The 22,791-nt window shown below is 72.6% G+C and carries 19 protein-coding genes and 2 pseudogenes; 7 read left to right on the forward strand and 14 right to left on the reverse strand.

All coding sequences use genetic code 11. The features are described from left to right. Nucleotides 1-85: 85 nt before the first annotated feature. Nucleotides 86-1,087, forward strand: a complete 1,002-nt coding sequence (locus GTY56_RS05925) for a proline racemase family protein (RefSeq protein ID WP_161363184.1) — start codon at nt 86-88, stop codon at nt 1,085-1,087. A 38-nt stretch (nt 1,088-1,125) separates the two neighbouring features. Then, the gene (locus tag GTY56_RS05930; RefSeq protein WP_161363186.1) at nt 1,126-1,797 is read left to right on the forward strand and encodes a GntR family transcriptional regulator; all 672 of its coding nucleotides are present in this window, start codon (nt 1,126-1,128) and stop codon (nt 1,795-1,797) included. A 19-nt stretch (nt 1,798-1,816) separates the two neighbouring features. On the opposite strand, the gene GTY56_RS05935 is transcribed toward GTY56_RS05930, so the two are convergent. The 7 genes from GTY56_RS05935 to GTY56_RS05965 form a co-directional block, all read right to left on the reverse strand. Continuing rightward, nucleotides 1,817-2,587: an ABC transporter ATP-binding protein gene (locus GTY56_RS05935; RefSeq protein ID WP_161363189.1), complete on the reverse strand. Its 771-nt coding sequence runs from the start codon at nt 2,585-2,587 to the stop codon at nt 1,817-1,819. A gap of 20 nt (nt 2,588-2,607) precedes the next feature. Further along, the gene (locus tag GTY56_RS05940; protein ID WP_524540082.1) at nt 2,608-3,423 is read right to left on the reverse strand and encodes an ABC transporter permease; all 816 of its coding nucleotides are present in this window, start codon (nt 3,421-3,423) and stop codon (nt 2,608-2,610) included. Beyond that, complete coding sequence (locus GTY56_RS05945; protein ID WP_161363191.1) at nt 3,423-4,196, reverse strand: ABC transporter permease subunit; 774 nt, start codon at nt 4,194-4,196, stop codon at nt 3,423-3,425. The genes GTY56_RS05940 and GTY56_RS05945 overlap by 1 nt, the downstream gene beginning before the upstream one ends. Then, nucleotides 4,193-5,161, reverse strand: coding sequence for an ABC transporter substrate-binding protein (locus tag GTY56_RS05950; protein WP_161363193.1), 969 nt, complete (start codon nt 5,159-5,161; stop codon nt 4,193-4,195). Before GTY56_RS05950 ends, GTY56_RS05945 begins: the two co-directional genes overlap by 4 nt. Before the next feature lie 142 nt (nt 5,162-5,303). Next, nucleotides 5,304-6,239, reverse strand: coding sequence for a PDR/VanB family oxidoreductase (locus GTY56_RS05955; protein WP_161363195.1), 936 nt, complete (start codon nt 6,237-6,239; stop codon nt 5,304-5,306). Next, the gene (locus GTY56_RS05960) at nt 6,236-6,418 is read right to left on the reverse strand and encodes a hypothetical protein (protein WP_161363197.1); all 183 of its coding nucleotides are present in this window, start codon (nt 6,416-6,418) and stop codon (nt 6,236-6,238) included. Before GTY56_RS05960 ends, GTY56_RS05955 begins: the two co-directional genes overlap by 4 nt. Further along, a complete protein-coding gene (locus GTY56_RS05965; RefSeq protein WP_202509782.1) occupies nt 6,415-7,485 on the reverse strand; it encodes a Rieske 2Fe-2S domain-containing protein in 1,071 nt (356 codons plus the stop codon). The genes GTY56_RS05960 and GTY56_RS05965 overlap by 4 nt, the downstream gene beginning before the upstream one ends. A 339-nt stretch (nt 7,486-7,824) precedes the next feature. On the opposite strand from GTY56_RS05965, the pseudogene GTY56_RS39800 reads away from it, so the two are divergent. Further along, nucleotides 7,825-8,076, forward strand: a pseudogene (locus GTY56_RS39800) (peptidoglycan-binding protein); the annotation flags it as partial. Between the two features lie 311 nt (nt 8,077-8,387). After that, nucleotides 8,388-9,251, forward strand: coding sequence for a hypothetical protein (locus GTY56_RS05975; protein WP_237524401.1), 864 nt, complete (start codon nt 8,388-8,390; stop codon nt 9,249-9,251). Here GTY56_RS05975 and GTY56_RS05980 read toward each other — a convergent pair. Further along, nucleotides 9,230-10,513, reverse strand: a complete 1,284-nt coding sequence (locus GTY56_RS05980) for an MFS transporter (RefSeq protein WP_161363199.1) — start codon at nt 10,511-10,513, stop codon at nt 9,230-9,232. The genes GTY56_RS05975 and GTY56_RS05980 overlap by 22 nt on opposite strands. 169 nt (nt 10,514-10,682) lie before the next feature. Between GTY56_RS05980 and GTY56_RS05985 the strand changes: the two genes are divergently transcribed. Further along, nucleotides 10,683-12,734, forward strand: coding sequence for a phosphocholine-specific phospholipase C (locus tag GTY56_RS05985; RefSeq protein ID WP_161363201.1), 2,052 nt, complete (start codon nt 10,683-10,685; stop codon nt 12,732-12,734). On the opposite strand, the gene GTY56_RS05990 is transcribed toward GTY56_RS05985, so the two are convergent. Both GTY56_RS05990 and GTY56_RS05995 read right to left on the reverse strand, forming a co-directional pair. Further along, nucleotides 12,724-13,674: a DMT family protein gene (locus GTY56_RS05990; protein ID WP_161363203.1), complete on the reverse strand. Its 951-nt coding sequence runs from the start codon at nt 13,672-13,674 to the stop codon at nt 12,724-12,726. The two genes, GTY56_RS05985 and GTY56_RS05990, sit on opposite strands and share 11 nt — an antisense overlap. Continuing rightward, nucleotides 13,671-14,474 (reverse strand): phosphatase PAP2 family protein, encoded by an 804-nt coding sequence (locus GTY56_RS05995; protein ID WP_161363205.1) that lies wholly within the window; start codon nt 14,472-14,474, stop codon nt 13,671-13,673. Before GTY56_RS05995 ends, GTY56_RS05990 begins: the two co-directional genes overlap by 4 nt. Nucleotides 14,475-14,640: 166 nt before the next feature. Here GTY56_RS05995 and GTY56_RS06000 point away from each other — a divergent pair, with 166 nt between their 5' ends. Beyond that, a complete protein-coding gene (locus tag GTY56_RS06000; RefSeq protein ID WP_033307668.1) occupies nt 14,641-15,249 on the forward strand; it encodes a TetR/AcrR family transcriptional regulator in 609 nt (202 codons plus the stop codon). Nucleotides 15,250-15,405: 156 nt separating this feature from the next. On the opposite strand, the gene GTY56_RS06005 is transcribed toward GTY56_RS06000, so the two are convergent. Continuing rightward, nucleotides 15,406-16,662, reverse strand: a complete 1,257-nt coding sequence (locus GTY56_RS06005; protein ID WP_161363207.1) for a DUF2510 domain-containing protein — start codon at nt 16,660-16,662, stop codon at nt 15,406-15,408. A gap of 332 nt (nt 16,663-16,994) precedes the next feature. Here GTY56_RS06005 and GTY56_RS06010 point away from each other — a divergent pair. Continuing rightward, nucleotides 16,995-19,680 (forward strand): annotated as a pseudogene (locus GTY56_RS06010) (ATP-binding protein). Nucleotides 19,681-19,776: 96 nt separating this feature from the next. Here GTY56_RS06010 and pcaDC read toward each other — a convergent pair. The 3 genes from pcaDC to pcaG are packed head-to-tail and all read right to left on the reverse strand — an operon-like array spanning nt 19,777 to nt 22,786. Beyond that, a complete protein-coding gene (gene pcaDC, locus GTY56_RS06015; RefSeq protein WP_161363209.1) occupies nt 19,777-20,895 on the reverse strand; it encodes a bifunctional 3-oxoadipate enol-lactonase/4-carboxymuconolactone decarboxylase PcaDC in 1,119 nt (372 codons plus the stop codon). Then, a complete protein-coding gene (gene pcaB, locus GTY56_RS06020; RefSeq protein ID WP_161363211.1) occupies nt 20,892-22,184 on the reverse strand; it encodes a 3-carboxy-cis,cis-muconate cycloisomerase in 1,293 nt (430 codons plus the stop codon). Before pcaB ends, pcaDC begins: the two co-directional genes overlap by 4 nt. Continuing rightward, nucleotides 22,181-22,786 carry a protocatechuate 3,4-dioxygenase subunit alpha gene (gene pcaG / locus GTY56_RS06025; RefSeq protein ID WP_161363213.1) on the reverse strand — a complete coding sequence of 202 codons (606 nt, stop codon included), beginning with the start codon at nt 22,784-22,786 and terminating at the stop codon, nt 22,181-22,183. Before pcaG ends, pcaB begins: the two co-directional genes overlap by 4 nt. Nucleotides 22,787-22,791 lie beyond the last annotated feature (5 nt).

Here is a 22,791-nt window from a genome sequence, read left to right on the forward strand (position 1 = left end):
CCCGCGCCGCGCTGCTGCCCGGGCAGGAGGCGGCGGTCCGCGCCGCCACGGAGAAGGCCCTCGCGGCCGGACTGAGCTGAGGACCATGCGCAGCAGACTCACCCTGCACGCCGTCGACTCGCACACCGAGGGCATGCCGACCCGCGTGATCACCGGCGGGATCGGCACCGTCCCGGGCGCCACCATGAACGAACGGCGGCTGTGGTTCCGCGAACACCGCGACGACATCAAGCAGTTGCTGATGAACGAGCCGCGCGGCCACTCCGCCATGAGCGGCGCGATCCTCCAGCCCCCGGCCCGGCCCGACTGCGACTGGGGCGTCCTCTACATCGAGGTGTCCGGCTATCTGCCCATGTGCGGGCACGGCACCATCGGCGTGGCGACCGTCCTCGTCGAGACGGGCATGGTCGAGGTCGTCGAGCCGGTCACCACCATCCGGCTCGACACCCCGGCGGGCCCGGTCGTCGCCGAGGTGGCCGTCGAGGACGGGGCCGCCACGTCGGTCACCCTGCGGAACGTCCCCTCCTTCGCCGTCGGCCTCGACCGCGAGGCCACCCTCGCCGACGGCCGCACGGTGACGTACGACCTGGCCTTCGGTGGCAACTTCTACGCCATCCTGCCGCTGGAGCAGTTCGGCCTGCCCTTCGACCGGTCCCGCAAGGACGAGATCCTCGCCGCCGGCCTGTCCCTCATGGCCGCCGTCAACGCCGAGGACCCGCCCGTCCACCCGGAAGACCCCTCCATCCACGGCCTCCACCACGTCTACCTGGCCGCTCCCGGCTCGACCGCCCGCCACTCCCGGCATGCCATGGCCATCCACCCCGGCTGGTTCGACCGCTCACCCTGCGGCACCGGCACCAGCGCCCGCATGGCACAGCTGCACGCGCGCGGCGAACTCCCGCTGCACACCGAGTTCGTGAACGAGTCCTTCATCGGAACCCGCTTCACCGGCAGACTGCTCGGCACGACCGAGGTCGCCGGCCGCCCGGCCGTGCTGCCCAGCTTCACCGGACGCGCCTGGATCACCGGCACCGCCCAGTACCTGCTGGACCCCGAGGACCCCTTCCCGGCGGGATTCGTCCTGTAGACACCCTGTCAGGACACGAGAGAGGAACCCCGACCGCCATGACCGCGCGGCACACCCCCGCCCTGCCCGTGCTCGGCAGCAGGAAGCCCAGCCACCGTGAGCGGGTCGCGGACGCGCTGCGCGCCGCCCTGATCACCGGCGAACTGCGGCCCGGCGAGGTCTACTCGGCCCCCGGCCTCGCCGGCCGCTTCGGCGTCTCCGCCACACCGGTGCGCGAGGCCATGCTCGACCTGGCCAAGGAGGGACTGGTCGACACCGTGCCCAACAAGGGCTTCCGGGTCACCGCCGTCTCCGAGCGGCAGCTCGACGAGTTCACCCACATCCGGGCACTGATCGAGATCCCCACCACGGCGGAGCTGGCCCGCACGGCCGACCCGGTGGCCCTGGAGGCGCTCCGCCCGGTCGCCCGCGAGATCGTCACCTCCGCCGCGGCCGGTGACCTCATCGCCTACGTCGAGGCGGACCTGCGCTTCCACCTCGGCCTGCTGGCCCTCGCCGGCAACGGCCACCTCGTCGACGTCGTACGCGACCTCAGACGCCGCTCCCGGCTCTACGGTCTGACGGCCCTGGCCGAACAGGGGCGGCTGGAGGCGTCGGCCGAGGAGCACCTGGAGATCCTGGACGCGCTGCTCGCCCGCGACGAGGAGGGCGTACGGGCCGTCATGACCCGGCACCTGGGGCACGTGCGGGGCCTGTGGGCGGCACCCTGAACAGCCGGACGCCACCGGTTCAACGGCCGCGTTTCGCCGCCTGGACCTGCTCGTACACCCGGGTTCGCAGCTCGGCGAAGCGCGGGTCCACGCGCGTGTGCAGCTGGTCCCGCTCGTCCGGCAGGTCGACTTTCAGCTGCTCCCGGACGACGGTGGGGGATGCCGACAGCACGAGCACCCGTTCGCCGAGGTACACGGCCTCGTCGATGTCATGGGTGACGAACAGGATCGTGATCCCGCGCTCCCGCCACAACCGCCGGACGAGGTCCTCCAGTTCGGCCCGGGTCTGGGCGTCCACCGCGGCGAACGGCTCGTCCATCAGCAGCACCTCGGGCTCGTACGCCAGCGCCCGTGCGAGGGCCACCCGCTGCTGCATGCCGCCCGACAGCTGCCACGGGTACGCCCCGGAGGCGTCGGCGAGCCCCACGGCCTCCAGCGCGTCCGCGACCAGTGCGCGGCGCCGCTCCCTGCTCAACCTCTTCTGCTTCAGGGGCAGTTCGACGTTCTGCCCGACCCGCATCCACGGGAACAGACTGCGGCCGTACTCCTGGAACACGAACGCCATGCCGGGCGGCGGACCGTCCACCGGGCGGCCCGCGAGCCGCACCTCACCGGCCGTGGGCGTGAGCAGACCGCCGACGCACTTGAGCAGGGTCGTCTTGCCGCAGCCCGACGGCCCGACGAGACAGACCAGTTCCCCCGCCGCCACGCTGAAGGTCAGATCGCGCACCGCCTCGGTCCGCCGCCCGGAACCCTCGTAGACCTTGTGCAGGCCCTGTACGTCGAGCATGGACCGCCCTTTCGCGGGGTTCACGGGGACCGCCGGCCGGATGCGCGCAGACCGCGGTACCAGCCGAGCACCCGCCGCTCGGCCAGCCCGAAGAGGACCGAGAGGAGGAATCCGAGCAGACCGAGGAGCAGGATCCCGGTCCACATGTCGGGGATGGCGAAGCCGCGCTGGAACTGCACGATCGTGAAGCCCAGGCCGTTGCTGGCCGCGAACATCTCGCTGATCACCATGAGGATGATCCCGATCGACAGCGCCTGGCGCAGACCCGCGAAGATCTGCGGGCTCGCCGAGCGCAGCACCACGTCCCGCAGCCGGGCCGCGCCCGTGATGCCGTACGAGCGGGCCGTCTCGGCCAGCACCGGGTCGACCGCGCGGACGCCCTCGACCGTGTTGAGCAGCACCGGCCAGACACAGCCGCTGGCGATCACCGCGATCTTCATCGTGTCGCCGATCCCGGCGAACAGCATGATGACCGGCACCAGGACCGGCGGCGGCACCGCCCGCAGGAACTCCAGCACCGGCTCGCACAGCGCCCGCACCCGCCGCCGGGAGCCGATGACGGTGCCGAGCGCCACCCCCGCGACGGCCGCCGCGGTGTAACCCGCCGCGAGCCGCAGCACGCTGGGCAGCACGTCCCCGCGCAGCCGCTCGCCCGTCCAGACGTCCGGGAAGACGCCGAAGACGGTCCGCAGCGGTGGCCAGTAGACGTTCGTGCTGCCGGCCGACGCCGCCCACCAGGCGGCCACCAGCACCACGGGCAGGGCCAGTGCGAACACCATCCGCAGCAGGGCCCGCCCCAAGGCTCTCGACGTCGCTCCACCACGAGGGGCCCCCATCACACCGCCACCTCTGCGCGCACCGACTGATGCCAGGCCAGTGCCCGCCGTTCCACCGCCCTCGCCCCCACGTTGATCAGCAGCCCGAGCACCCCGGTCACCACGATCAGCGCGTACATCTCCGGCACCGCCTGCGAGGTCTGCGCCACCGCGATCCGCGCCCCAAGGCCCGGGGCCCCGATGACCAGTTCGGCGGTGACGGCGAGGATGAGCGCCACGGCGGCGGCCAGCCGCACCCCGGTCATGACGTACGGCAGCGCCGTCGGCCACAGCACATGCCGCACCCGGGCCCAGCCGCCCAGGCCGTACGAGCGGGCCGTCTCCTCCGCGACCGGGTCGACGTCCCGCACGCCGTACAGGACCTGGATCAGCACCTGCCAGAACGCGGCGTACCCGACCAGGAGCAGGACCGAGCGCAGCTCGGTGCCGTACAGCAGCACGGCCAGCGGGATCAGCGCGACCGACGGGATGGGCCGCAGGAACTCGATCGTCGAGGCCGTCACCTCGCGCAGATACGGCACCACGGAGATCACCACCCCCGCGACGACACCCGCGCTCACCGCGATCGCCAGGCCCAGCGCCCAGCCGGTGAGGGTGTCGCCGAGCGCCGACCAGAAGGCGGTGTCGGAGAGTTCACGGCCGAGCGCTCCGATGACGCGGCTCACGGGCGGGAAGTGCTCCTCGCCGACCAGGCCGATCCGCGGCACCGCCTCACCGAGGAGGACGAACACCGCGCACCCGGCCGCGCCCAGGGCCGCGTCGGAGCCCCTCACGGCAGCAGCTCGTCCAGGTCCGGCGCCTTCTCGAACAGGCCGTCCCGTTCGCCGAGTTCCGCCAGCCGCTCGATCGACGCGCGGTCCGGCCCGGCCGGATAGCGCGGCAGGGTCAGCTTCTCCAGCAGAGTGGCGGGGATCTTGGTGTAGGTGGTGAGGATCTGCCGGACCTCCTCCGGGTGGCTGTCGGCGTACTTCAGCGACTCGGCGGTCGCCTGCTGGAACTTCTTCACCAGGTCCGGGCTCTTGCCGGCGAACTGCTGTGAGGTGAAGTACATGGCGACGGTGAGGTCCGGTGACACGTCGTGGAAGTTCGAGGCGATCTCCTTGCCGCCCGCGGCCTTCACGGTGGCCAGGGCGGGTTCCGGGGTGCAGGCCGCGTCGACCTGACCGGCGTCCAGTGCGGCCGGCATCCGGTCGAAGGGCATCTCGACGAACTCCACCTTCGACGGGTCGCCGCCGTCCTTGCGGACGGACTCCCTGATCGAGGTGTCGCAGATGTTGTTGAGGGTGTTGACCGCCGCCTTCTTGCCTTCGAGCTGCTTGGCGGAGGTGAGGGGTGAGTTCTTCCCGACGGTGACGGCGGCGAAGTCGGCACCGTCCTTGCCCGTCGACGCGGCCCCGTTCGCCACGGCCTTGACGGGTACGTTCTTGGACCGGGCGACCAGCAGCGACGTGGTGTTGCTGAAGCCGAACTGGAACTGGCCGGAGATGACTCCGGGCACGATCGCGGCCCCGCCCTGGGCCGGTATCAGCTCCAGTTCGAGGCCGCGGTCGGCGTAGAAGCCCTTCTTCTCGCCCAGGTAGATGGGTGCGACGTCCAGGACGGGAACGATCCCGACCTTGACGGTGGTGGTGCCGCCGGACGAGCCGGCCGTGTCCTTCCCCCCGGGGTCGGACGAGCCGCAGGCGGTGAGGGCGGCCAGGACGGACCCGGCCGTGATACCGACGAGCAGGCGACGCATGGCTCCCCCTGTGGGACCGGCTGAGGTGCTCCGACAGGCTGTGCGCAGGCAGTACGGAAGTGCTCAGCGGGAACCTAGGGCCCGTCCGGAGCCAAGGTCAATGCGCGTGCGGTGAAGGCTTGTTGAAGCCGGCACCTTCGGGTCACAGATCCAGCACGAGCCGCCCGCCGCGGCAGCGGGACACACAGATGAGCATCGTCTCGCCCGCCGCGCGCTCATCGTCGGTGAGCACCGAGTCGCGGTGGTCCGGCTCGCCGTCCAGGACGTCGGTCTCGCACGTGCCGCACGTGCCCTCGGTGCAGGAGTACAGCACCTCCACCCCGGCACCGCGCACGGCGTCGAGGACGGACACGTCCGGCGCGACGGTGAGCGTCCTGCCGCTGCGCGCCAGTTCCACCTCGAACGCGGTGTTGCCACCGGTCTCCTGCTCCTTCGGCTGGAACCGCTCGACGCGCAGGACACCGGACGGGCAGCGGGCCTCGACGGCGTCCAGCAGCGGCCCGGGGCCGCAGCAGTAGACGAGCGTGCCCTCGGGCACGTCGTCCAGCACCGAGGGCAGGTCCAGCAGGCCCGTCTCGTCCTCGGGCGCGAACGTCACGCGGTCCCCGTAGCGGCGCAGTTCCCCGGCGAACGCCATGGATCCGCGGGTGCGCCCGCCGTACAGCAGCGTCCACTCGGCGCCCGCCGCCTCCGCCGCCGCCAGCATCGGCAGGAGTGGCGTGATGCCGATGCCGCCGGCGACGAAGCGGTAGCGGGGGGCGGGTTCCAGGCGGAAGTTGTTCCGGGGCCCGCGCACCCGCACCTTGGCGTCCTCGCCGAGCTGCTCGTGCACGTGGGCGGAGCCGCCCCGCCCGGCGGGCTCGCGCAGCACCGCGATCCGCCAGGCCGACCGGTCCGCCGGATCGCCGCACAGCGAGTACTGCCGTTCCAGGCCGGGCCCGAGCAGCACGTCGACGTGAGCGCCCGGCTCCCAGGCCGGGAGCGGCTCGCCCAGCGGATGGCGCAAGGTCAGGGCGAGCACGCCCTCGGCGGCGAACTCCCTTCGCTGGACGATCAGTTCGTCCTCGTACACGGTCATGTGCGGTTCCCTCGTGGCTCGTCGTCGCTCACATGCCCCTGGGGGTGGGCGAGCATCCACTCCCACATCTCCACCGGGTCCTGCGCCGTGTGCTCACGGCCGCAGTGGCACGTGCCGTGCAGCACGTCGGTGCCGGGCACCCAGTCGATGCGGTAGATCTCGCCGGTCGGAGCCGTCACAGGACCTTCTCCACGGGCTTGTCGCCCTGCTCGACCAGCCGGGCGAGGATGCGGCGGGCGGCCAGGCCGCCGGTGTCGATGTTGATGCTCAGCTCCTGGTAGCCGGTCCGCTCGGTGCCGAGCGTCTCCTGCAACAGGTTGAGCGCGGTGACGTCCTGCATGACGACCGTGTGGTTGTTCCCGCGCAGGAACTCGGTGACCTCGGCGTCGTCCGTGGCCCAGTCGCGCGAGACGGCCCAGAAGTCGTACACCTTGCCGTCGCCCGACGGCGTGATCGCGTACGTGATCTCGGTGTGGAAGCCGTCCGGATCGCTGCCGTCCGCCTCGGGCAGCACTCCGACCGGGGCGATACGGCTGTGCAGCAGGTACAGGCACGGCGCGTGGTACTCGATGTCCTGCCAGCGGGTGATGCGGCCCTCGATGCCGGTGGACTTCGCGTAGAAGGGCGGGCACGCGGCGTCGTCCATGTGCCGGCTCACCCGGACGATCCCGGCGCCCTCGTCGACCTCGGTGGTGATCGGCGTCTCGGCGACCTCGGGGGTGCCGATGTAACCGCCGTGCAGATACGTCTCGTGGGACAGGTCCAGAAGGTTGTCGACGAGCAGGCCGTAGTCGCAGTCGATGGGTTCCATGCCGCGCACGGTGACCCAGCCGGGGGAGTCCAGGTGCCGGGCCCGGGGGATGGACTGCGGGTCGGCGAGCCCCGGGTCGCCGATCCACACCCAGATCAGCGAGTCCTGCTCGACGACCGGGTAGGAGGCCACCCGGGCGGTGCGCGGCACCCGTTTCTGCCCCGGCACGTACACGCACGTGCCGCTCGTGTCGTACGTGAAGCCGTGGTAGCCGCACACGATCCGGTCCCCGTCCAGGCGCGTCGGCGCCTGGGACAGCGGGTAACGGCGGTGCACGCACCGGTCGTGCAGGACGACCGGCGTGCCGTCCTCCTCCGTCCGGTAGAGCACGAGCGTCTCACCGAGGATCGTCCGGCCGAGCAACTCCCGCCCGACCTCGTGACTGTAGGCGGCGACGTACCACTGGTTCCTGGCGAAGGCGGTCATGTGCGGCATGGGCGCTGGCTCCCGTCTGTGGTCGTGCCGTCATCGTCGGGGCGGCTCTCCAGGCGTCGCAACGGGCCTTCCGTCGGACGGAAGCCGTTGCCGCGTCAAAAAGTGAAAGAGCAACAGAATCCCGGACTTCTTCCCGGCGGAGAATTCACTTATTCTGGACATATGGGAAATACAGCTGAGTTCTATGTGGTCAAGCACGGTGACACTCTCGTCAAGATCGCGTCCAGGCACGGTGTGACGCTGGGCCAGATTCTCGAGTGGAATCCCCAGATCGAGAATCCGGACATCATCCACCCCGGTCAGCGAATCCGCGTGAGGGCACCACATGCGCACGGGGAGTTCGAGCCGTTCCCGGGCGCCGACTTCTTCCAGTCCTCCGTCACGAGCCCGGTCATCGAGGCCATGGGCTTCCGTCTCATCGAGGAGGATTGCTCGGCGTACGCCGCCGGGCCCGACTCGCAGTGGAGCGAGGCGGACCGGAAGTCGTACGCGATGTGGCAGCGCAAGCTCGGATTCACAGGCCGCGACGCTGACGGCACGCCGGGCCGGAAGTCCTGGGAGAGGCTTCACGTACCCGCCGTCTTCGAGTGACCGGCATCGCGTCGGGCCGGCCTCCGCGGACGGCCTGGCGCGCCAAAGCCCGGGCGCGGATCGCCTATCTCGAGGCAGAGCTGGAACACGAAAGCACCCGGCGTGCTCCGGATCACCGGACAGCGCTCATCGAGGGAATGCGAAGTCATCTGGAAAAGGCCCGCGCGGCCGCTGACGAGGATTTCGGATGGCGGAAACCGTGGTCGGGTTCGGCTGCCCGTGAGGGCGTGTGCTCGAATATCCGCAGCGCCGAGGTGTTGCTGATTCAACTGGTTTCCGCCGAGGAGGCCGCGGGTCGCGCCCATGAGGTCATGGCGCTGGTCAAGGATCATCTGGAGGCGGACGACCCGCGCCGGGTCCGGCTCGCCCTGCGACTGCGTCCCATCATCTCGGGAGACATCACCACGAGCGACCGGGATCTCATGGCCCGGGCGCTCGACGCCGCGTACAGCAGCCTGGACGACGAACTGGCCCGGGTGCGCAGCCTGCGCAACATCCTCTGGGTCGCGACCGCCCTCGTGGTGGTCGGGGTGGTGAACCTGGCCCTGTACGGGTGGCTCTCGCCCAGTTCGCTGAGCTTGTGCTTCTCACCCCAGGGCGGCTCCGGAGACACGGTGACCGTCGTGTGCCCCACCGCCGAATACCACAACCAGCCGGCCGACACCGACCCGAGCAGGCTGGCCCGTGGGACGGACATCCTCACCGTCGAGATCGCCGGACTCGCCGGCGCCGCCCTCACCGTCATCGCATCGCTGCGCCGCATCCGGGGCACCGACTCCCCCTACATGCTGCCCCTGGCGTCGGCGGTGCTGAAGCTGCCCACCGGCGCCCTGTCGGCCTTCCTCGGGCTGCTGCTGATCCGGGGCGCCTTCGTCCCCGGTCTCAGCGACCTCGACAGCAGGGCGCAGGTCCTCGCCTGGGCCGCGGCCTTCGGCGCCGCGCAGCACCTGGTGACGCGCCTCGTCGACGACCGCGCCCAGATGACGCTGTCGGAGGTCCGCAGCACCACCGGTGCGGTGATCGACCCCGAGAAACTCGCCGTCAGGGAAGGGCCACCGGCGTCCGCCACCGGATCGCCGAACGGTGCGGGCCCGCACGACGAGCCGCACGGGCCCGACGGAGACGGCGAACCGGTCCCCGACGGCGGATCACCTCACCGCCGCAGCGGTGCGTGAGCCGTCTCCGGCAACCGCAGGTACACCACCGACGACACCAGGCAGATCACCGCGACGTACCAGGGGAACAGCCCCGCGTGCCCCTGCTCCTTGAAGAGCGTGCCCACGTAGGGGGCCGTACCGCCGAACAGGGCCACCGTCAGCGAGTACGGGAAGCCGATGCCCGCCGCGCGGACCCGCGGCGGGAAGATCTCCGCGTTCACGGCCGCGCTGATCGAGGTGAACCCGGTCAGCAGCACCATGCCCGAGCACTGCACGAGCAGCAGGACGGCGAACGAGTCGCTCAGGGTGTGCAGCAGGGGCACCGCGAGCAGCGCGAAGCCCAGCCCGAAGAAGAGCAGCAGGGGGCGACGGCCGTAGCGATCCGACAGCAGGCCGCCGAGCGGTTGCAGCAGGGCGAAGAAGCCCAGTGAGATCGTGCCCGCGAGCAGCGCGTCCGACTTCTCGATGCCTGCGTTGAGTTCGGCGTACGTCGGCAGGTACGACGTCCAGGTGTAGTACGCGATCGTGCCGCCCGCCGTGATGCCGCCGATGAGGAGCGACTCGCGCGGATGCCGGCGCAGCGCCTCGAACAGGCCCGGGCGCGGCCCCTGCCGCTGCTCGGCGCTACGGGTCTCCTGTGCGCCCTGCCGGATCCAGAAGCCGACCAGGCTCAGTACGGCTCCGAGCACGAACGGCACCCGCCAGCCCCAGCCGTTCATCTGCCCGTCGTCCAGCGTGCCCACCAGCAGGGTGGCGATGCCCGAGGCGACCAGCTGCCCCACTGTCGTCGACACGTACTGGAAGCTGGAGAACAGCCCGCGCCGGCCGGGCCCCGCCGACTCCACCAGGAAGGTCGTCGAGGCCGCGAACTCACCACCCACGGACAGGCCTTGCAGCAGTCGCGCCAGCACCAGGATCACCGGCGCCAGCACACCCGCCGTCGCGTAGGTGGGGGTCAGCCCGACGAGCAGGCTGCTGCCGCCCATCAGCAGAATGGTGACCGTCAGCGCGGCCCGCCGTCCGTGCCGGTCCGCGACCGCGCCCATCAGCAGCCCGCCGACCGGCCGCATGAAGAAGCCGACCGCGAACACCGCGAACGTGGACAGCAGCGGCACCAGCGAGTTGTCCGCGCTCTTGGGGAAGACCTGGCCGGCGATGTAGGTGGCCAGAAACGTGTAGGCGTACCAGTCGTACCACTCCACCGCGTTGCCCACGGAGGCGGCGAGGAGCTGGCGAACGGGCCGTTGCGTCGGCGGGGAAGCCGTCTGCGTCTCTGTCACGCCCCTCACCCTCCCCTGGGAACGCCCCGGCACACCCGGCGTACCGGCGACTTTCACACGAGTGTCACCGGCCCCTTCCTTGTCGTTTGGTGTCCCTGAAACACTCCTTCCGCGCAGATTCCGTCACGTTCCGGCCATCCAGCACAGCAGGATGAGAGGTCTGTCCTTCATGTCCGAAGTCAACCGGCGCCGCTTCCTCCAACTCGCGGGCACCACCACGGCCTTCAGCGCGCTGTCCGCCAGCATCCAGCGCGCGGCCGCACTGCCGGCGAACCACCGCACGGGGTCGATCGAGGATGTCGAGCACATCGTCGTCCTGATGCAGGAGAACCGATCCTTCGACCACTACTTCGGCACCCTGCGAGGCGTCCGCGGCTTCGGTGACCCCCGCCCGGTCACCCTCGACAACGGCAAGCCGGTCTGGCACCAGGAGAAGGACGGAAAGGAGGTCCTGCCCTTCCACCCGGACGCCGACGACCTCGGCATGCAGTTCCTGGAGGGTCTGCCGCACTCCTGGCCCGACGGCCACCAGGCCTACAACGGCGGCAAGTACGACCGGTGGGTGCCCGCCAAGGGCACGACGACCATGGCGTACCTGACCCGCGAGGACATCCCGTTCCACTACGCCCTCGCCGACTCCTTCACCGTCTGCGACGCCTACCACTGCTCGTTCATCGGCTCCACCGACCCCAACCGCTACTACATGTGGTCCGGGTACACCGGCAACGACGGCAGTGGCGGTGGCCCGGTCCTGGACAACGCCGAGCTCGGCTACGGCTGGACCACCTACCCCGAACGTCTGGAGCAGGCGGGCGTCTCCTGGAAGATCTACCAGGACATCGGCGACGGCCTCGACGCGAAGGGCTCCTGGGGCTGGATCCAGGACGCCTACCGCGGCAACTACGGTGACAACTCCCTGCTGTACTTCAACAAGTACCGGAGCGCCCAGCCCGGCGACCCCTGGTACGACAAGGCCCGCACCGGCACCGACGCCAAGGCCGGCGACGGCTACTTCGACCTGCTGCGCGCCGACGTCAAGGCCGGCAAGCTGCCCCAGATCTCCTGGATCGCCGCCCCCGAGGCCTTCTCCGAGCACTCCAACTGGCCCTCGAACTACGGTGCCTGGTACATCGCCCAGGTCCTGGACGCCCTCACCTCCAACCCGGAGGTCTGGTCGAAGACCGCGCTGTTCATCACCTACGACGAGAACGACGGCTTCTTCGACCACGTGGTGCCACCGCTGCCGCCGAAGGACGCCTCCCGGGGCCTGTCCACCGTCGACGTCTCCCTCGACCTCTTCCCGGGCGGCGCCGGGAAGACGGCCGGCCCCTACGGGCTGGGCCCCCGGGTGCCGATGCTGGTCGTCTCGCCGTGGAGCAAAGGCGGCTACGTCTGCTCCGAGACCCTCGACCACACCTCGATCCTGCGGTTCATGGAGCGCCGCTTCGGCGTGCGCGAGACCAACATCTCGCCGTGGCGCCGGGCCGTCTGCGGTGACCTGACGTCCGCGTTCGACTTCTCCCGCAAGGACGCGCGCCCGGTCCCGCTGCCCGGCACCGACGCGTACGAGCCGCAGGACCGCGAGCGCCACCCCGACTACCGGCCGACCCCGCCCGCGGACCCGCGCATGCCCCGCCAGGAACGCGGCCTGCGCCGCTCCCGGCCGCTGAAGTACGCCCCGCACGTGGACGCCTCGGTCGACGCCGCGGTCGGCAGGCTCACCCTCACCTTCGTCTCCGGGGCGAAGGCGGGCGGCGCCTTCCACATCACCTCCGGCAACCGCACCGACGGTCCCTGGATGTACACCACCGAGGCCGGCAGGACGCTCTCCGACACCTGGAACTCGGCCTACTCCGGGGGCTCCTACGACCTGACCGTGCACGGCCCGAACGGCTTCGTGCGGGTCTTCAAGGGCTCGAACAAGGAGGCCGGCTGCGAGGTCACCGCGCGCCACACCGGCGACGACATCGAGCTGACCTTCACCAACCAGGGCTCCGGCACGGCCCGTCTGAAGCTCGAGAGTGCCTACGGCGGCCGGCCCTCGACCGTCACCGTCCGCCCGGGCGCCCGGGTGTGCCGGACCGTCGAACTCGCCGGCAGCCGCCGCTGGTACGACCTGACCGTCACCGCCGAGGGCGACAAGGCGTTCCTGCGGCGGTTCGCCGGGCACGTCGAGAACGGGCGGCCGGGGGTGAGCGACCCGGCGATCATCACCGCGTAGCGGGAGTGAGGTGCCCCGGATCGTGCGGCCGGGGCACCAGCGCCGGTTCGGCCGTGGCCGAGCCGGGCTCCAGGGCCAGGACCGCGGCCACCGGATGGTCGCCGTCGATGGGGCCGGCCGCCGCGGGGACAGCCCGGCTCAGCAGCACCACACCCCAGGACGCCAGGCCCGCCCCCGCGAGCGCGAGCAGGACCCCCGCCGGGCCGCCCTGGAGGCGTTCGCCCAGCAGCGACAGGCCGATCACCGCGGCGGCCAGCGGGTTGGCCAGCGTCACCATCGCGAGCGGGCCGCCCAGACCGCCGCGGTAGGCCGTCTGGGAGAGCAGCAGCCCGCCGGCCGCGAAGGCCGCGACGAGCAGCGCCACGCCGACCACCTGGACGCTCAGCACCGGGCCGGTCCGGTCCGTGGCGGCCACGGTCACCGTCTGGGTCAGGGCCGAGGCGACACCGGAGGCCAGCCCGGACGCGGTCGCGTGCCGCAGTCCGGGCCGGGCGCCCGGCCGGGACAGCACCCCGATGAAGGCCGCGGTGGCGCCCGCCACCGCCAGCGCCTCGGGAACGCTCAGTACATCGTCCGGCGCGGGACCGGACGCCGTGACCAGGACCGCGCCCAGGCCCAGCAGGGTCAGCGCGGTGCCCCTCCACTCGACCGCGCTCACGTGCCGTCCCGCCATCCGCGCCCCCATGGGCACCGCCGCGACCAGGGTGAGCGCCCCGAGCGGCTGGACGACGGTCAGCGGACCGTACCGGAGGGCGACGACGTGCAGCAGCGCGGCCGAGGCGTTCAGCCCGGCCGATCCCCACCAGGCGCCACTGCCGAGCAGCCGCAGCGGGCCCGCACCGGGGGAGCGGGACGCGAGCCGCTCCTGGGTGACCGCGGCGGCCGCGTAGGCGACGGCGGAGACGAGCGACAGGGCGACGGCGACCAGGACGGCGTTCACCGGCCCGCTCCCGCGAGTGCCTGCTCGTCGCGCTGAGCCGGTACGAGGCCGCCCTGCGCACGGCGGGCCGTGGTCGCCCTGCGATCAGGCATGGGGATCACCGCGAGCGCGAGGCCGAGCAGGGCTGTCGCCACGATCGCGTCCAGCCAGTAGTGGTTGGCGGTACCGACGATCACCAGCAACGTCATCAGCGGATGCGCCAGCCACAGCCGGCGCCACCGCGAGCGGGTCGCGACGATCAGCCCGATCGCCACCATCAGCGCCCAGCCGAAGTGCAGCGACGGCATCGCGGCGAACTGGTTCGACAGGGAGTCGGTCGCCGGGTCGCCGTACACCGACGGCCCGTACACCCGCGCGGTGTCCACGAGACCGGTCGTGGCCGACATGCGCGGCGGGGCGAGCGGGAACAGCAGGTGCAGCACCAGGGCGGCGGCGGTCACCGTGGCCAGGACCCGGCGGGCCCACACGTAGTGCGCCGGGCGGCGCAGGTACAGCCAGACCAGGAAGGCGGCGGTGGCCGGGAAGTGGACGGTCGCGTAGTACGTGTTCGCGAGGTGCGCCAAACCGTCGCCGTGCAGGAGCAGGGACTGCACCCTCTCCTCGCCCGGCAGACGGACCGCTCGTTCGAATTCCCACACGCGGTGCGCGTTGCGCAAGGCCTCGCCGCTGTGGCCCGTGGCCAGCTGCCGGCCGAACTTGTAGACGAGGAAGAGCCCTGCGACGAGCAGGAGCTCCCGGACGAGCGGCGGTCGCGCTGTCGCGTCGGACCCCGCCTGCGCAGGCTCGGTGCGGGCATTCATCCCCCGGCCCCTTCGGTGACGGTGGCGCTGTTATCGGTACGAGAGCGTACCGATACGGCAGTGTACCGATACGGTTGCGTACCGGTACACTGCCGTATCGATAGACGTACGACACATCGCCGGCCGGGAATGTCCGGCCGCCCGACGAAAGCCAGGAGCACCGCCCATGACGTCGCAGGCTGCGGACCGGCCCGAGCCGGTCGGTGCCACGCGCCGCTCCAAGATCACGCCCGAGCGTGAGCAGGAGTTCTACGACGCCGTGCTGGAACAGCTCGGGGAGTGCGGCTACGACTCCGTCACCATGGAAGGCGTCGCCGCGAGCACCCGGTGCAGCAAGTCCACGCTCTACCGCCAGTGGAAGACCAAGCCCCAGCTGGTGGCGGCGGCGCTGCGCTCCCACCGGCGCACGCGCTGTATCGACACCGGCTCGCTCGCCGAGGACCTGCGCGAGGCGGCCCGGGCGGCGGGCGAGCTGTCCGGCCGGGACACCAAGCTGCTCCAGGCGCTCGCCCATGCCGCGGGCCAGGACCCGGAATTGCAGCGTGCGCTGCGCGAGGCGCTGGTCGAGCCGGAGATCGCCGCGCTGAAGGAGATCATCCGGCGCGGGGTCGAACGCGGCGAGGTGCCTGCCGACCATCCGGCGCTGGAGTACATCCCGGCACAACTGCTCGGCGTCCTGCGGGTGCGGCCCGTCCTGGAGGGCGAGTGGGCCGACCCGGACTACCTGGTCCGGTTCGTGGAGGCCGCCGTGCTGCCGGCACTGGGCCTGACCTGAGACCCGGGCCGCCGTCCGCCGGATGACCGGACGGTGACCCGACCGCGCCGACCCGTGGGGACGGGGGCGGCGCGCACCCCCCGGCCGGGTGGGGTTCCCCTGTGAGCGGCGGGGGTGCCCCACCCGGCCGACCGGTGAGCGGGTGTCCGCTCCCGGTCAGACGTCCTGACCGTTGCCGCTGCCCGTCGCCACCTTGATGCCCTTGGTGATGTCGTCGAGCACGTTCTCCTGCTGACCCGCGTCGACGCCGAACCGGATGACGACCATCAGCTTGGCGTTCGCGGGGGAGGGGAACGCGAGCGACTCCACGACGCCGTCGGCGCCCTTGCTCGTGACGGCCTTCCAGCGGACCAGGTAGCCCTTCTGCCCGGCCACCGTCACGGCCTTGGACTCCAGTACGTCGTGGGAGGTGATCCCGCCGTAGGACTTGCCGCCGTAGGACTCCTCGGCGTTCTTCCCGATGTCCGCCTTGGCTATCTCCTCGGGAGTGGCGCCCTTGGTGCCGAGTGCAAGGGCCGGTGCGGAGTAGGCGCCGCCCTTGGTGCAGGTCGAGGAGGTGTCGCCGGGACACTTGTAGGAGTCCTCGGACGTCACCTGCGCGCCGGCCCGGGCCTGCTGGCCGTACCAGCCCTTCGGTATCGGCAGGCTGATCCCGCTCACCGCGTCGGTCACCGACCCGCTCCTGATCTTCGGCGGCTCCGACTGCTCGGGCCCCGGACTCCGCCCGCCGGACCCGCCGTCGCCCCCGGACCCTCCGTCACCGCCGGAACCACCGGACCCGCCCGGCCCGCCCGGCCCGCCCGGCCCTCCGGGCGCACCCGGCCCGCCGGGCTGCCCCTGCGACGTGGGCGAGCCGCCCCCTCCGTCGTCCGTCAGGGCGTACACGCCCACGCCGATGCTGGTGAGCACGACCACGGCCGCCGCGACGGCCGCGCCTGTGCGAAGCCGCCGCCCGCGGCCGCCCGGAGGCGCGGTGGGATAGGCGGGGTAGGCGGGATACCCGGCAGCGCCCGGAAAGGCGCCGCCCCCGGGATACGCGCCGCCCGCGGGGTGCCCATGGGCTCCCGACCCGGCAGCACCTGGGTGGGGATACGTTCCGCCCGGTTGCCCGGCGGCATCTGCGTATCCGGCGGCTTCCGAGCCCGGGACGCCGTCGGGCTCCCCGGCGGCGTCCGGGCCCGCGGTACCGGTCGGCTGCCCGGTCACCGGCGCATCGGCAGCCGGCGCCTCGCGCCCGGCCGGGTCCCCGGCACCCCGTGCGTCGCTCCCGGCCGGGGGACCCCAGGTCGGGGGCGGCTGTACCGGGCGGACGCGGTCCGTCCAGGTCCTGCCGTCCCACCAGCGCTCGGTGGCGGGCCCGTCACTTGTCTGTCCGGGGTCGGGGTACCACCCGGGAGGAGTCTCCTGCGTCATGCCCCCACCGTATGAGGCGTCGGTGAAAGGGGCATGAGAGGACCCGGAACCGGCTGTTCCAGGGGCCGCCGGCCATGGCCGCGGCACGGCCCGCCGGAGATCGGCGAAGCAGCCGCTCACGCCTCGTCCCGCTATGGCTGAATGAACGTCACCTTCCCTTGCTTTGCGCGGCGTTGACCGAAATACGGCTGGTGACGGGCCAGGCGCGTCGCCCGGCCGTACCCGGTGTCACCCGTCACGGCAAGACGTGCCCCGACCACCCTCCACTCGGGCAATCGGACGGCTACGCTCGACGTCTGTACGTCGTTCGGGCGACTTGGGGAGGTAGCGGGATGACGGAGGTACGGCCCACGGCCGCCGCCTCGGCTTTCCTGTGGGAGCGCGACGAGGAGATCGCCGCCGTCACGCGGGCGGTCGAGACCCTGTGCACGGACCGTTCCTCGCCCGGCGGACTGCTCGTCTTCCGCGCCGAGGCCGGCCTCGGCAAGACCGCCCTGCTGGCCGAAACCCGCCGCATCGCCGAGGCCCGCGGCTGCACGGTCTGGTCGGCGCGCGGCGGCGAGACCCTCAGGTCGGTCCCCTTCAACGTGGTGCGGCAACTGCTCCAGCCGGCCCTGGTGTCGATGCTGCCGGAGGAGGCCCGCGAGTACCTCGGCGACTGGTACGACATCGCCGGCCCCGCTCTCGGCATCGCGGAACCGGGCGACCGGCAGGCCGACCCGCAGGGCGTGTGCGACGGCCTGGTCGCGGCCGTGCGCCGGCTCGCCCGCCGGGACTGGCCGCTGGTCCTGCTGCTCGACGACGCCCACTGGGCGGACCAGGAGACCCTGCACTGGCTCGCGGGGCTCGCCGAGCGCATCGACGAGATGTCCGTCCTGGTCGTCGTCACCCGCCGCCCCGAGGAGGTTTCCGGCGCGAGCGCCCGCCACCTCGACACCGTCGCCGCCGCCGCGCACGGCCCCGTGACGACGCTGAGCGCTCTGACGCCGGACGCCACGGCCGGGCTCACCCGCGCCTCCCTGGGAGACCATGCCGACGCCGCGTTCTGCCGCGAGGTCTGGGCCGTCACCGCCGGCAACCCCTACGAGACCGTCGAACTCCTCGCGAGGGTGCAGGACAACGAACTCGAACCGGTCGAGGCCCGGGCCGGCGAACTGCGCGAGCTGAACCGCTCGGCCCGCGGCGGCGGCCTCGTCGCCCGCCTCGAGGAACTCGGCATCGACGCCACCCGGTTCGCCTGGGCCGCCGCCATCCTCGGCACCGGCATCTCCACCGACCTGGTCGCCAAGCTCGCCACCCTGCGTCCGGACGACGCCCGCCGCTGTGCCGACCTGCTGCGCACCGCCCGCATCCTCACCTCGCCCGACCCCGCGACCGGCCGGAGCGCCGACGGCGACCTGGAGTTCGTCCACCCGCTGATCGCGTCCGCCGTCTACAACTCCATCCCCGACGCTCTGCGCACCGCCATGCACGGCATAGCCGCCCGGATCGTCTCCGACGAGGGACACGGCGCCGCGGCCGCGGCGCGCCACCTCCTGGAGGTCCACCCGGACGACGACGAGGAACTCGTCGGGCAACTGCGCGAGGCAGCCCGCGAGCACCTCGCCGTCGGCGCCCCCGACGCGGCCCGCCGCTGCCTGGAACGCGCCCTGAAGGAACCGCCGCGGCCCGAGTCGCACCCCCAGGTGCTGTACGAACTGGCCGAGGCCACCTTCCTCACCGCGCCCGCCCGCACCATCGGCCATCTGCGGACCGCGCTCGGCATGCCCGGCCTGCACGGCGGCCAGCGGGTCGACGCCGTCTTCCGCCTCTCCCAGGCGCTGCTCCACAACGACCAGCTGGAGGAGGCCGTCCGCACGGTCGAGGCGGAGGCCGCCCGGCTCCAGCCGGGCCCCGACCGGATGCGGTTGCAGGCCGCGCAGTTCATGTGGGAGGGGCTGCACGCCGGGGAGGCCGCCTCACCCGGCCGGTCCCAGCGGCTCGCCGACCTCGCCCGCCCCTGCACCGGCCGGGACAACTCCGAACGCGCCCTGCTCATCCTGCGCGGCTTCGACGCCCTCATGCACGGCGAGAACGCCGAGGAGGTCGCCGAGTTGTGCGACCGCGCCCTCGTCAACGGCCGTCTCGCCCCCGGTCTCGGCTGGACCGACACCGAGTGGGGCATCGAGCTGCTGCTGATGCTGGCCAACGCCTACGGCTTCACCGACCGCCTCGACCGCGCCGAGACCCTCTACAACGAAGCCCTGCGCGCCTACGAGACGGCCGGCTGGAGCGGCGGCCACCTCGCCCTGGCCCACGCGTACGTCGGGATCGGTCACCGCAGGCGGGGCCGTCTGAAGGAGGCGGAGGCGTCCCTGCGCGAGGCACTGCGCCTCGCCGAGCGCGTCGGCCGCGGCCTGCCCCTGATACTGGTCCGCGACGTGCAGCCTCGTCGACACCCTGCTCGCCCGCGGCCACGTCGAGCAGGCCTGGGAGGTCGCCGAACAGCACGGCTTCGCCCCGCCCTACCCCTCCACCATCGTCCTGCCCGACCCCCGTTCGGTGCGCGGGCGGCTGCTGCTGGCCGTCGGCCGCACCAAGGAAGGCATCAACGAACTGGAAGCCGCGGAGAAGGCCGCGGCGGCCCGCGGCCACCACAACCCGGTGCTCGTCCCCTGGGCTGCCGATCTCGCCCGCGCCCTCAGCACCGAGGACCCGGCCCGTGCCGCCCGGCTCGCGGTCGACGTCCGCCGCCAGGCGGAGCGCTTCGGCACGGACACGGCGATAGGGGAGGCCCTGCGCTGCGCCGCCGACCTGGAGACCGGCCAGCGAGCCGTCCGGCTCTACGCCCAGGCGGTCACGTACCTGGAGGCCTCGCCCTGCCAGTACGAACACGCGGCGGCCCGCATCGAGTTCGGCATCGCCGCCCGCTCGGCGGCCGACCTGCACCGCGGCCTGGACCTGGCGGTCTCCAGCGGGGCCGACGGCCTGGCCGACCGGGCACGCGCCGCCTTGAAGGCCGGTGTCGGCCCGGAGTAGGCCAGGCGCATCATGGACATGCCTCCACGGTAGGCACGGGACAGGGCGGGTGCGAGACCTGGCCGTGCCCATGACCGGCGGGGTCACCCTGTGGCCCTAAGCGGTGCCGTCCTCCTCCGCCAGCACCCGTTGGGCCGTCGCGAACGCCGAGTTCGCCGCCGGCACCCCGCAGTACACCGCCGTCTGGAGCAGCACCGCGCCGATCTCCTCCGGGGTGAGGCCGTTGCGGCGGGCCGCACGGACGTGCATGGCCAGTTCGTCGTAGTGGCCGTGCGCGACCAGGGCGGTGAGGGTGATCATGCTGCGCTCGCGGCGCGAGAGGGCCGGGTCGGTCCAGATCTCGCCCCAGGCGTAACGCGAGATGAAGTCCTGGAAGCGGGCCGTGAACGGTGTCTGCCGGTCCTGCGCCCGGTCGACGTGGGCGTCCCCGAGCACCTCGCGCCGGACCGCCATGCCCCGGGAGGCGCCTTGGCCGAAGTGGGCGCGCAGGGCGGTCAGCACCGCCTCGGGGCACTGCGCCGGGGCCAGGTGCGAGGCGCCCGGCAACTCCACGAGCGTCGCGCCCGGCACGGCGTCGGCGATCTCCCGCAGATGCGCGGGGGGCGTCGCGGGATCCTCGCGGCCGGCGATCAGCAGCGTCGGCACGGCGATCTGCGTGAGCCGGTCCCGCAGGTCGAACGCGGCCAGCGCGTCACAGCAGGCGGCGTACGCCTCCGGGTCGGCGTCCCGGTGGTCCTGGACCAGCCGCGGCACGGTGAAGTCACCGGCGAACCAGCGCGCGTCGGCGTTCTCCGCCAGTCCGGCGAGCCCCTCCCGCCGCACCGCTGCGGCCCGCTCCTCCCAGGGCCTGGATCCGTTGAAATGCGCCGACGAGCAGATCACGGCCAGGGAGGACAGCCGCTGCGGATGGTGCACCGCGAGATGCAGCCCGACGGCCCCGCCCAGCGAGACGCCCGCGTAGGCGAACCGCTCGATGCCGAGCGAGTCGGCGAGCGCCAGCACCAGCCCGGCCAGATCGGCGACCGTCGCACCCGCCTCGATGAGGCCGGGCGCCGAACCGCCGTGCCCCGGCAGGTCCCAGCGGACCACCCGATGGCTGATCGACAGTTCGGGCGCCACCGCGTCCCACAGGGCGTACGACGTGCCGAGCGAGGGGCCGAGCAGCAGCGGGGGAGCGGAGGAGGGGCCTTCGGCACGGTGGTTCAGCAGGGTCAACGTCGCTCCAGGGCACGGTCGGTGAGGGCCCCGGCGGAGCCCGTGTAGTGGGTCGGGTCGAGGTCGGCGTCCGCCAGCTCCGGCGCCTCGGCGAGCGGGCGCCCCTCCGCGGCCAGCCGCGTGAGGAGTTCCTTGGCGCGGGCCCGGCCCAATACCGGGGCCAGTTCGGCGGACAGCCGCTCGGAGACGATCAATCCGTGGGTGAGGTCCAGGTGTTCGCGCATGGCCCCGGGCCTGATCCGCAGTCCCTCCGCCAGCTCGGCGGCGTCCCGGGCGGCCCCGCCGACCAGCCGCAGAAGGTCCCGCAGCGGCTCCCACTCGGCGTGCCAGGCCCCGGCCGGGCGCTCGTCCTCGGCGGCCATGGACCCGTACAGCGTGGCCGCGAGCTGCGGCGCCCGCCGCGCGGCGGCGGCGATCAGGGTGGACCGTACGGGGTTGGACTTGTGCGGCATGGCGGACGAACTCCCGCCGCTGCCCTCCACGACCTCGGCGATCTCGGTGCGTGAGAGGGTCAGGACGTCCACGGCGACCTTGCCGAGCGCACCGGCGGCGAAGGCCAGACACCCGGCGAGATCGCCGATCGGCGTCCGCAGGGTGTGCCAGGGCAGATCGGGCGCCCGCAGCCCGAGTTCCCGGGCGTACGCCTCCGGCAACCCGGCCGGATCGCCCGCGCCGTAGGCTCCGAAGGCCGCCAGCGTCCCCGCCGCACCGCCGAGCTGGGCGGGCAACGACTCCCGGACGGCCTTCACCCGGTCCCGCGCGTCGAGCACCAGCGACCGCCACCCGGCCGCCTTCAGCCCGAAGGTGGTCGGTACGGCGTGCTGGGTGAGGGTCCGCCCCGGCATCGCGGTGTCGCGGTGCCCGGCGGCCAGCAGGGCGAGGGCCTGTTCGGTCCGGCCGAGGTCGGCGAGGACCGGGCCGAGAGCCCGTGCGGCGACCAGCATCGTTGCCGTGTCCATGATGTCCTGGCTGGTCGCGCCCCGGTGGACGTAGGGGCCGTACACGTCGCCCACGGCCTTCGTCAGATCCGCGACCAGCGGGATGACGGGGTTGCCGCCCGCGCGGGCCCGCCCGGCGAGGGAGACCGCGTCGAAGGCGCCGCCGGCCGCCTCGGTCACCGTCGTCGCCGCCTCGGCCGGCGCGAGCCCCAGGGCGGCCTGCGCGCGGGTCAGCGCGGCCTCCGCGTCCAGCAGGGCCCGCAGATACGCGTGGTCGCCGGTGTCCGCCGCGGCCGCCGAACCGGCCCACCCGGGGGCGAGCAGGCCGGTGTCGCCAGAGGGAGATGTCACTTGAACTCCAGGAAGACCGTCTCGCCTTCGCCCTGAAGGCGGATGTCGAAACGGTACGTGCCGTCCCCCTCCTCCGCGGCGATCAGCGTGTCGCGGCGGGCGTCCTCCAGCCCGGACAGCAGCGGATCGGCGGCGAGCACCGCCGCGTCGACGGGAAGGTAGATCCGGGTGTACAGGTGCACGAGCAGCCCTCGCGCGAACACGCACACGCTGAGGTAGGGGGCGTTGCGACCGCGGGCGCCGGGCCGCAGCGTCCGCGCGTACCAGTGGCCGTTCGCGTCGGTCTGGATCCGCCCCCAGCCCGTGAACTCCACGCCGTTGCGCCCGAGGAAGCCGCCCGAGGCCGGGTCGCGCCGCATCGAGCCGTCGGCCCTCGGCAGGTTGCCGTCGGGGTCCGGGCCCCACAGCTCGATCAGGGCGTCCGGCAGCGGGTCGCCCTCGCCGTCGGTGACGTGGCCGTGCACGGTGACGGTGTCCGGGTGGCCGAGGGGCGCGATGTCCTCGCCCCCGCGGAACGGCAGGGCGTGGCCGTAGAACGGGCCGACGGTGTGCGAGGGGGTGGGCAGCACGCTGTCCGGCCGGCTGGTGTCGATCCTCGTCATGGCTG

The organism is Streptomyces sp. SID5643, assembly GCF_009872555.1.
Lineage (GTDB): Bacteria > Actinomycetota > Actinomycetes > Streptomycetales > Streptomycetaceae > Streptomyces > Streptomyces iakyrus.

Coding starts and splice junctions, on each gene's coding strand:
- GTY56_RS06005 (WP_161363207.1), bottom strand. CDS start 16,662: ATGACGCAGGAGACTCCTCCCGGGTGGTACCCCGACCCCGGACAGACA.
- GTY56_RS06000 (WP_033307668.1), top strand. CDS start 14,641: ATGACGTCGCAGGCTGCGGACCGGCCCGAGCCGGTCGGTGCCACGCGC.
- GTY56_RS05950 (WP_161363193.1), bottom strand. CDS start 5,161: ATGCGTCGCCTGCTCGTCGGTATCACGGCCGGGTCCGTCCTGGCCGCC.
- GTY56_RS05955 (WP_161363195.1), bottom strand. CDS start 6,239: ATGACCGTGTACGAGGACGAACTGATCGTCCAGCGAAGGGAGTTCGCC.
- GTY56_RS05975 (WP_237524401.1), top strand. CDS start 8,388: ATGGCGCTGGTCAAGGATCATCTGGAGGCGGACGACCCGCGCCGGGTC.
- GTY56_RS05995 (WP_161363205.1), bottom strand. CDS start 14,474: ATGAATGCCCGCACCGAGCCTGCGCAGGCGGGGTCCGACGCGACAGCG.
- GTY56_RS05925 (WP_161363184.1), top strand. CDS start 86: ATGCGCAGCAGACTCACCCTGCACGCCGTCGACTCGCACACCGAGGGC.
- GTY56_RS05965 (WP_202509782.1), bottom strand. CDS start 7,485: ATGCCGCACATGACCGCCTTCGCCAGGAACCAGTGGTACGTCGCCGCC.
- pcaG (WP_161363213.1), bottom strand. CDS start 22,786: ATGACGAGGATCGACACCAGCCGGCCGGACAGCGTGCTGCCCACCCCC.
- GTY56_RS05985 (WP_161363201.1), top strand. CDS start 10,683: ATGTCCGAAGTCAACCGGCGCCGCTTCCTCCAACTCGCGGGCACCACC.
- GTY56_RS05930 (WP_161363186.1), top strand. CDS start 1,126: ATGACCGCGCGGCACACCCCCGCCCTGCCCGTGCTCGGCAGCAGGAAG.
- GTY56_RS05935 (WP_161363189.1), bottom strand. CDS start 2,587: ATGCTCGACGTACAGGGCCTGCACAAGGTCTACGAGGGTTCCGGGCGG.
- GTY56_RS05940 (WP_524540082.1), bottom strand. CDS start 3,423: ATGGGGGCCCCTCGTGGTGGAGCGACGTCGAGAGCCTTGGGGCGGGCC.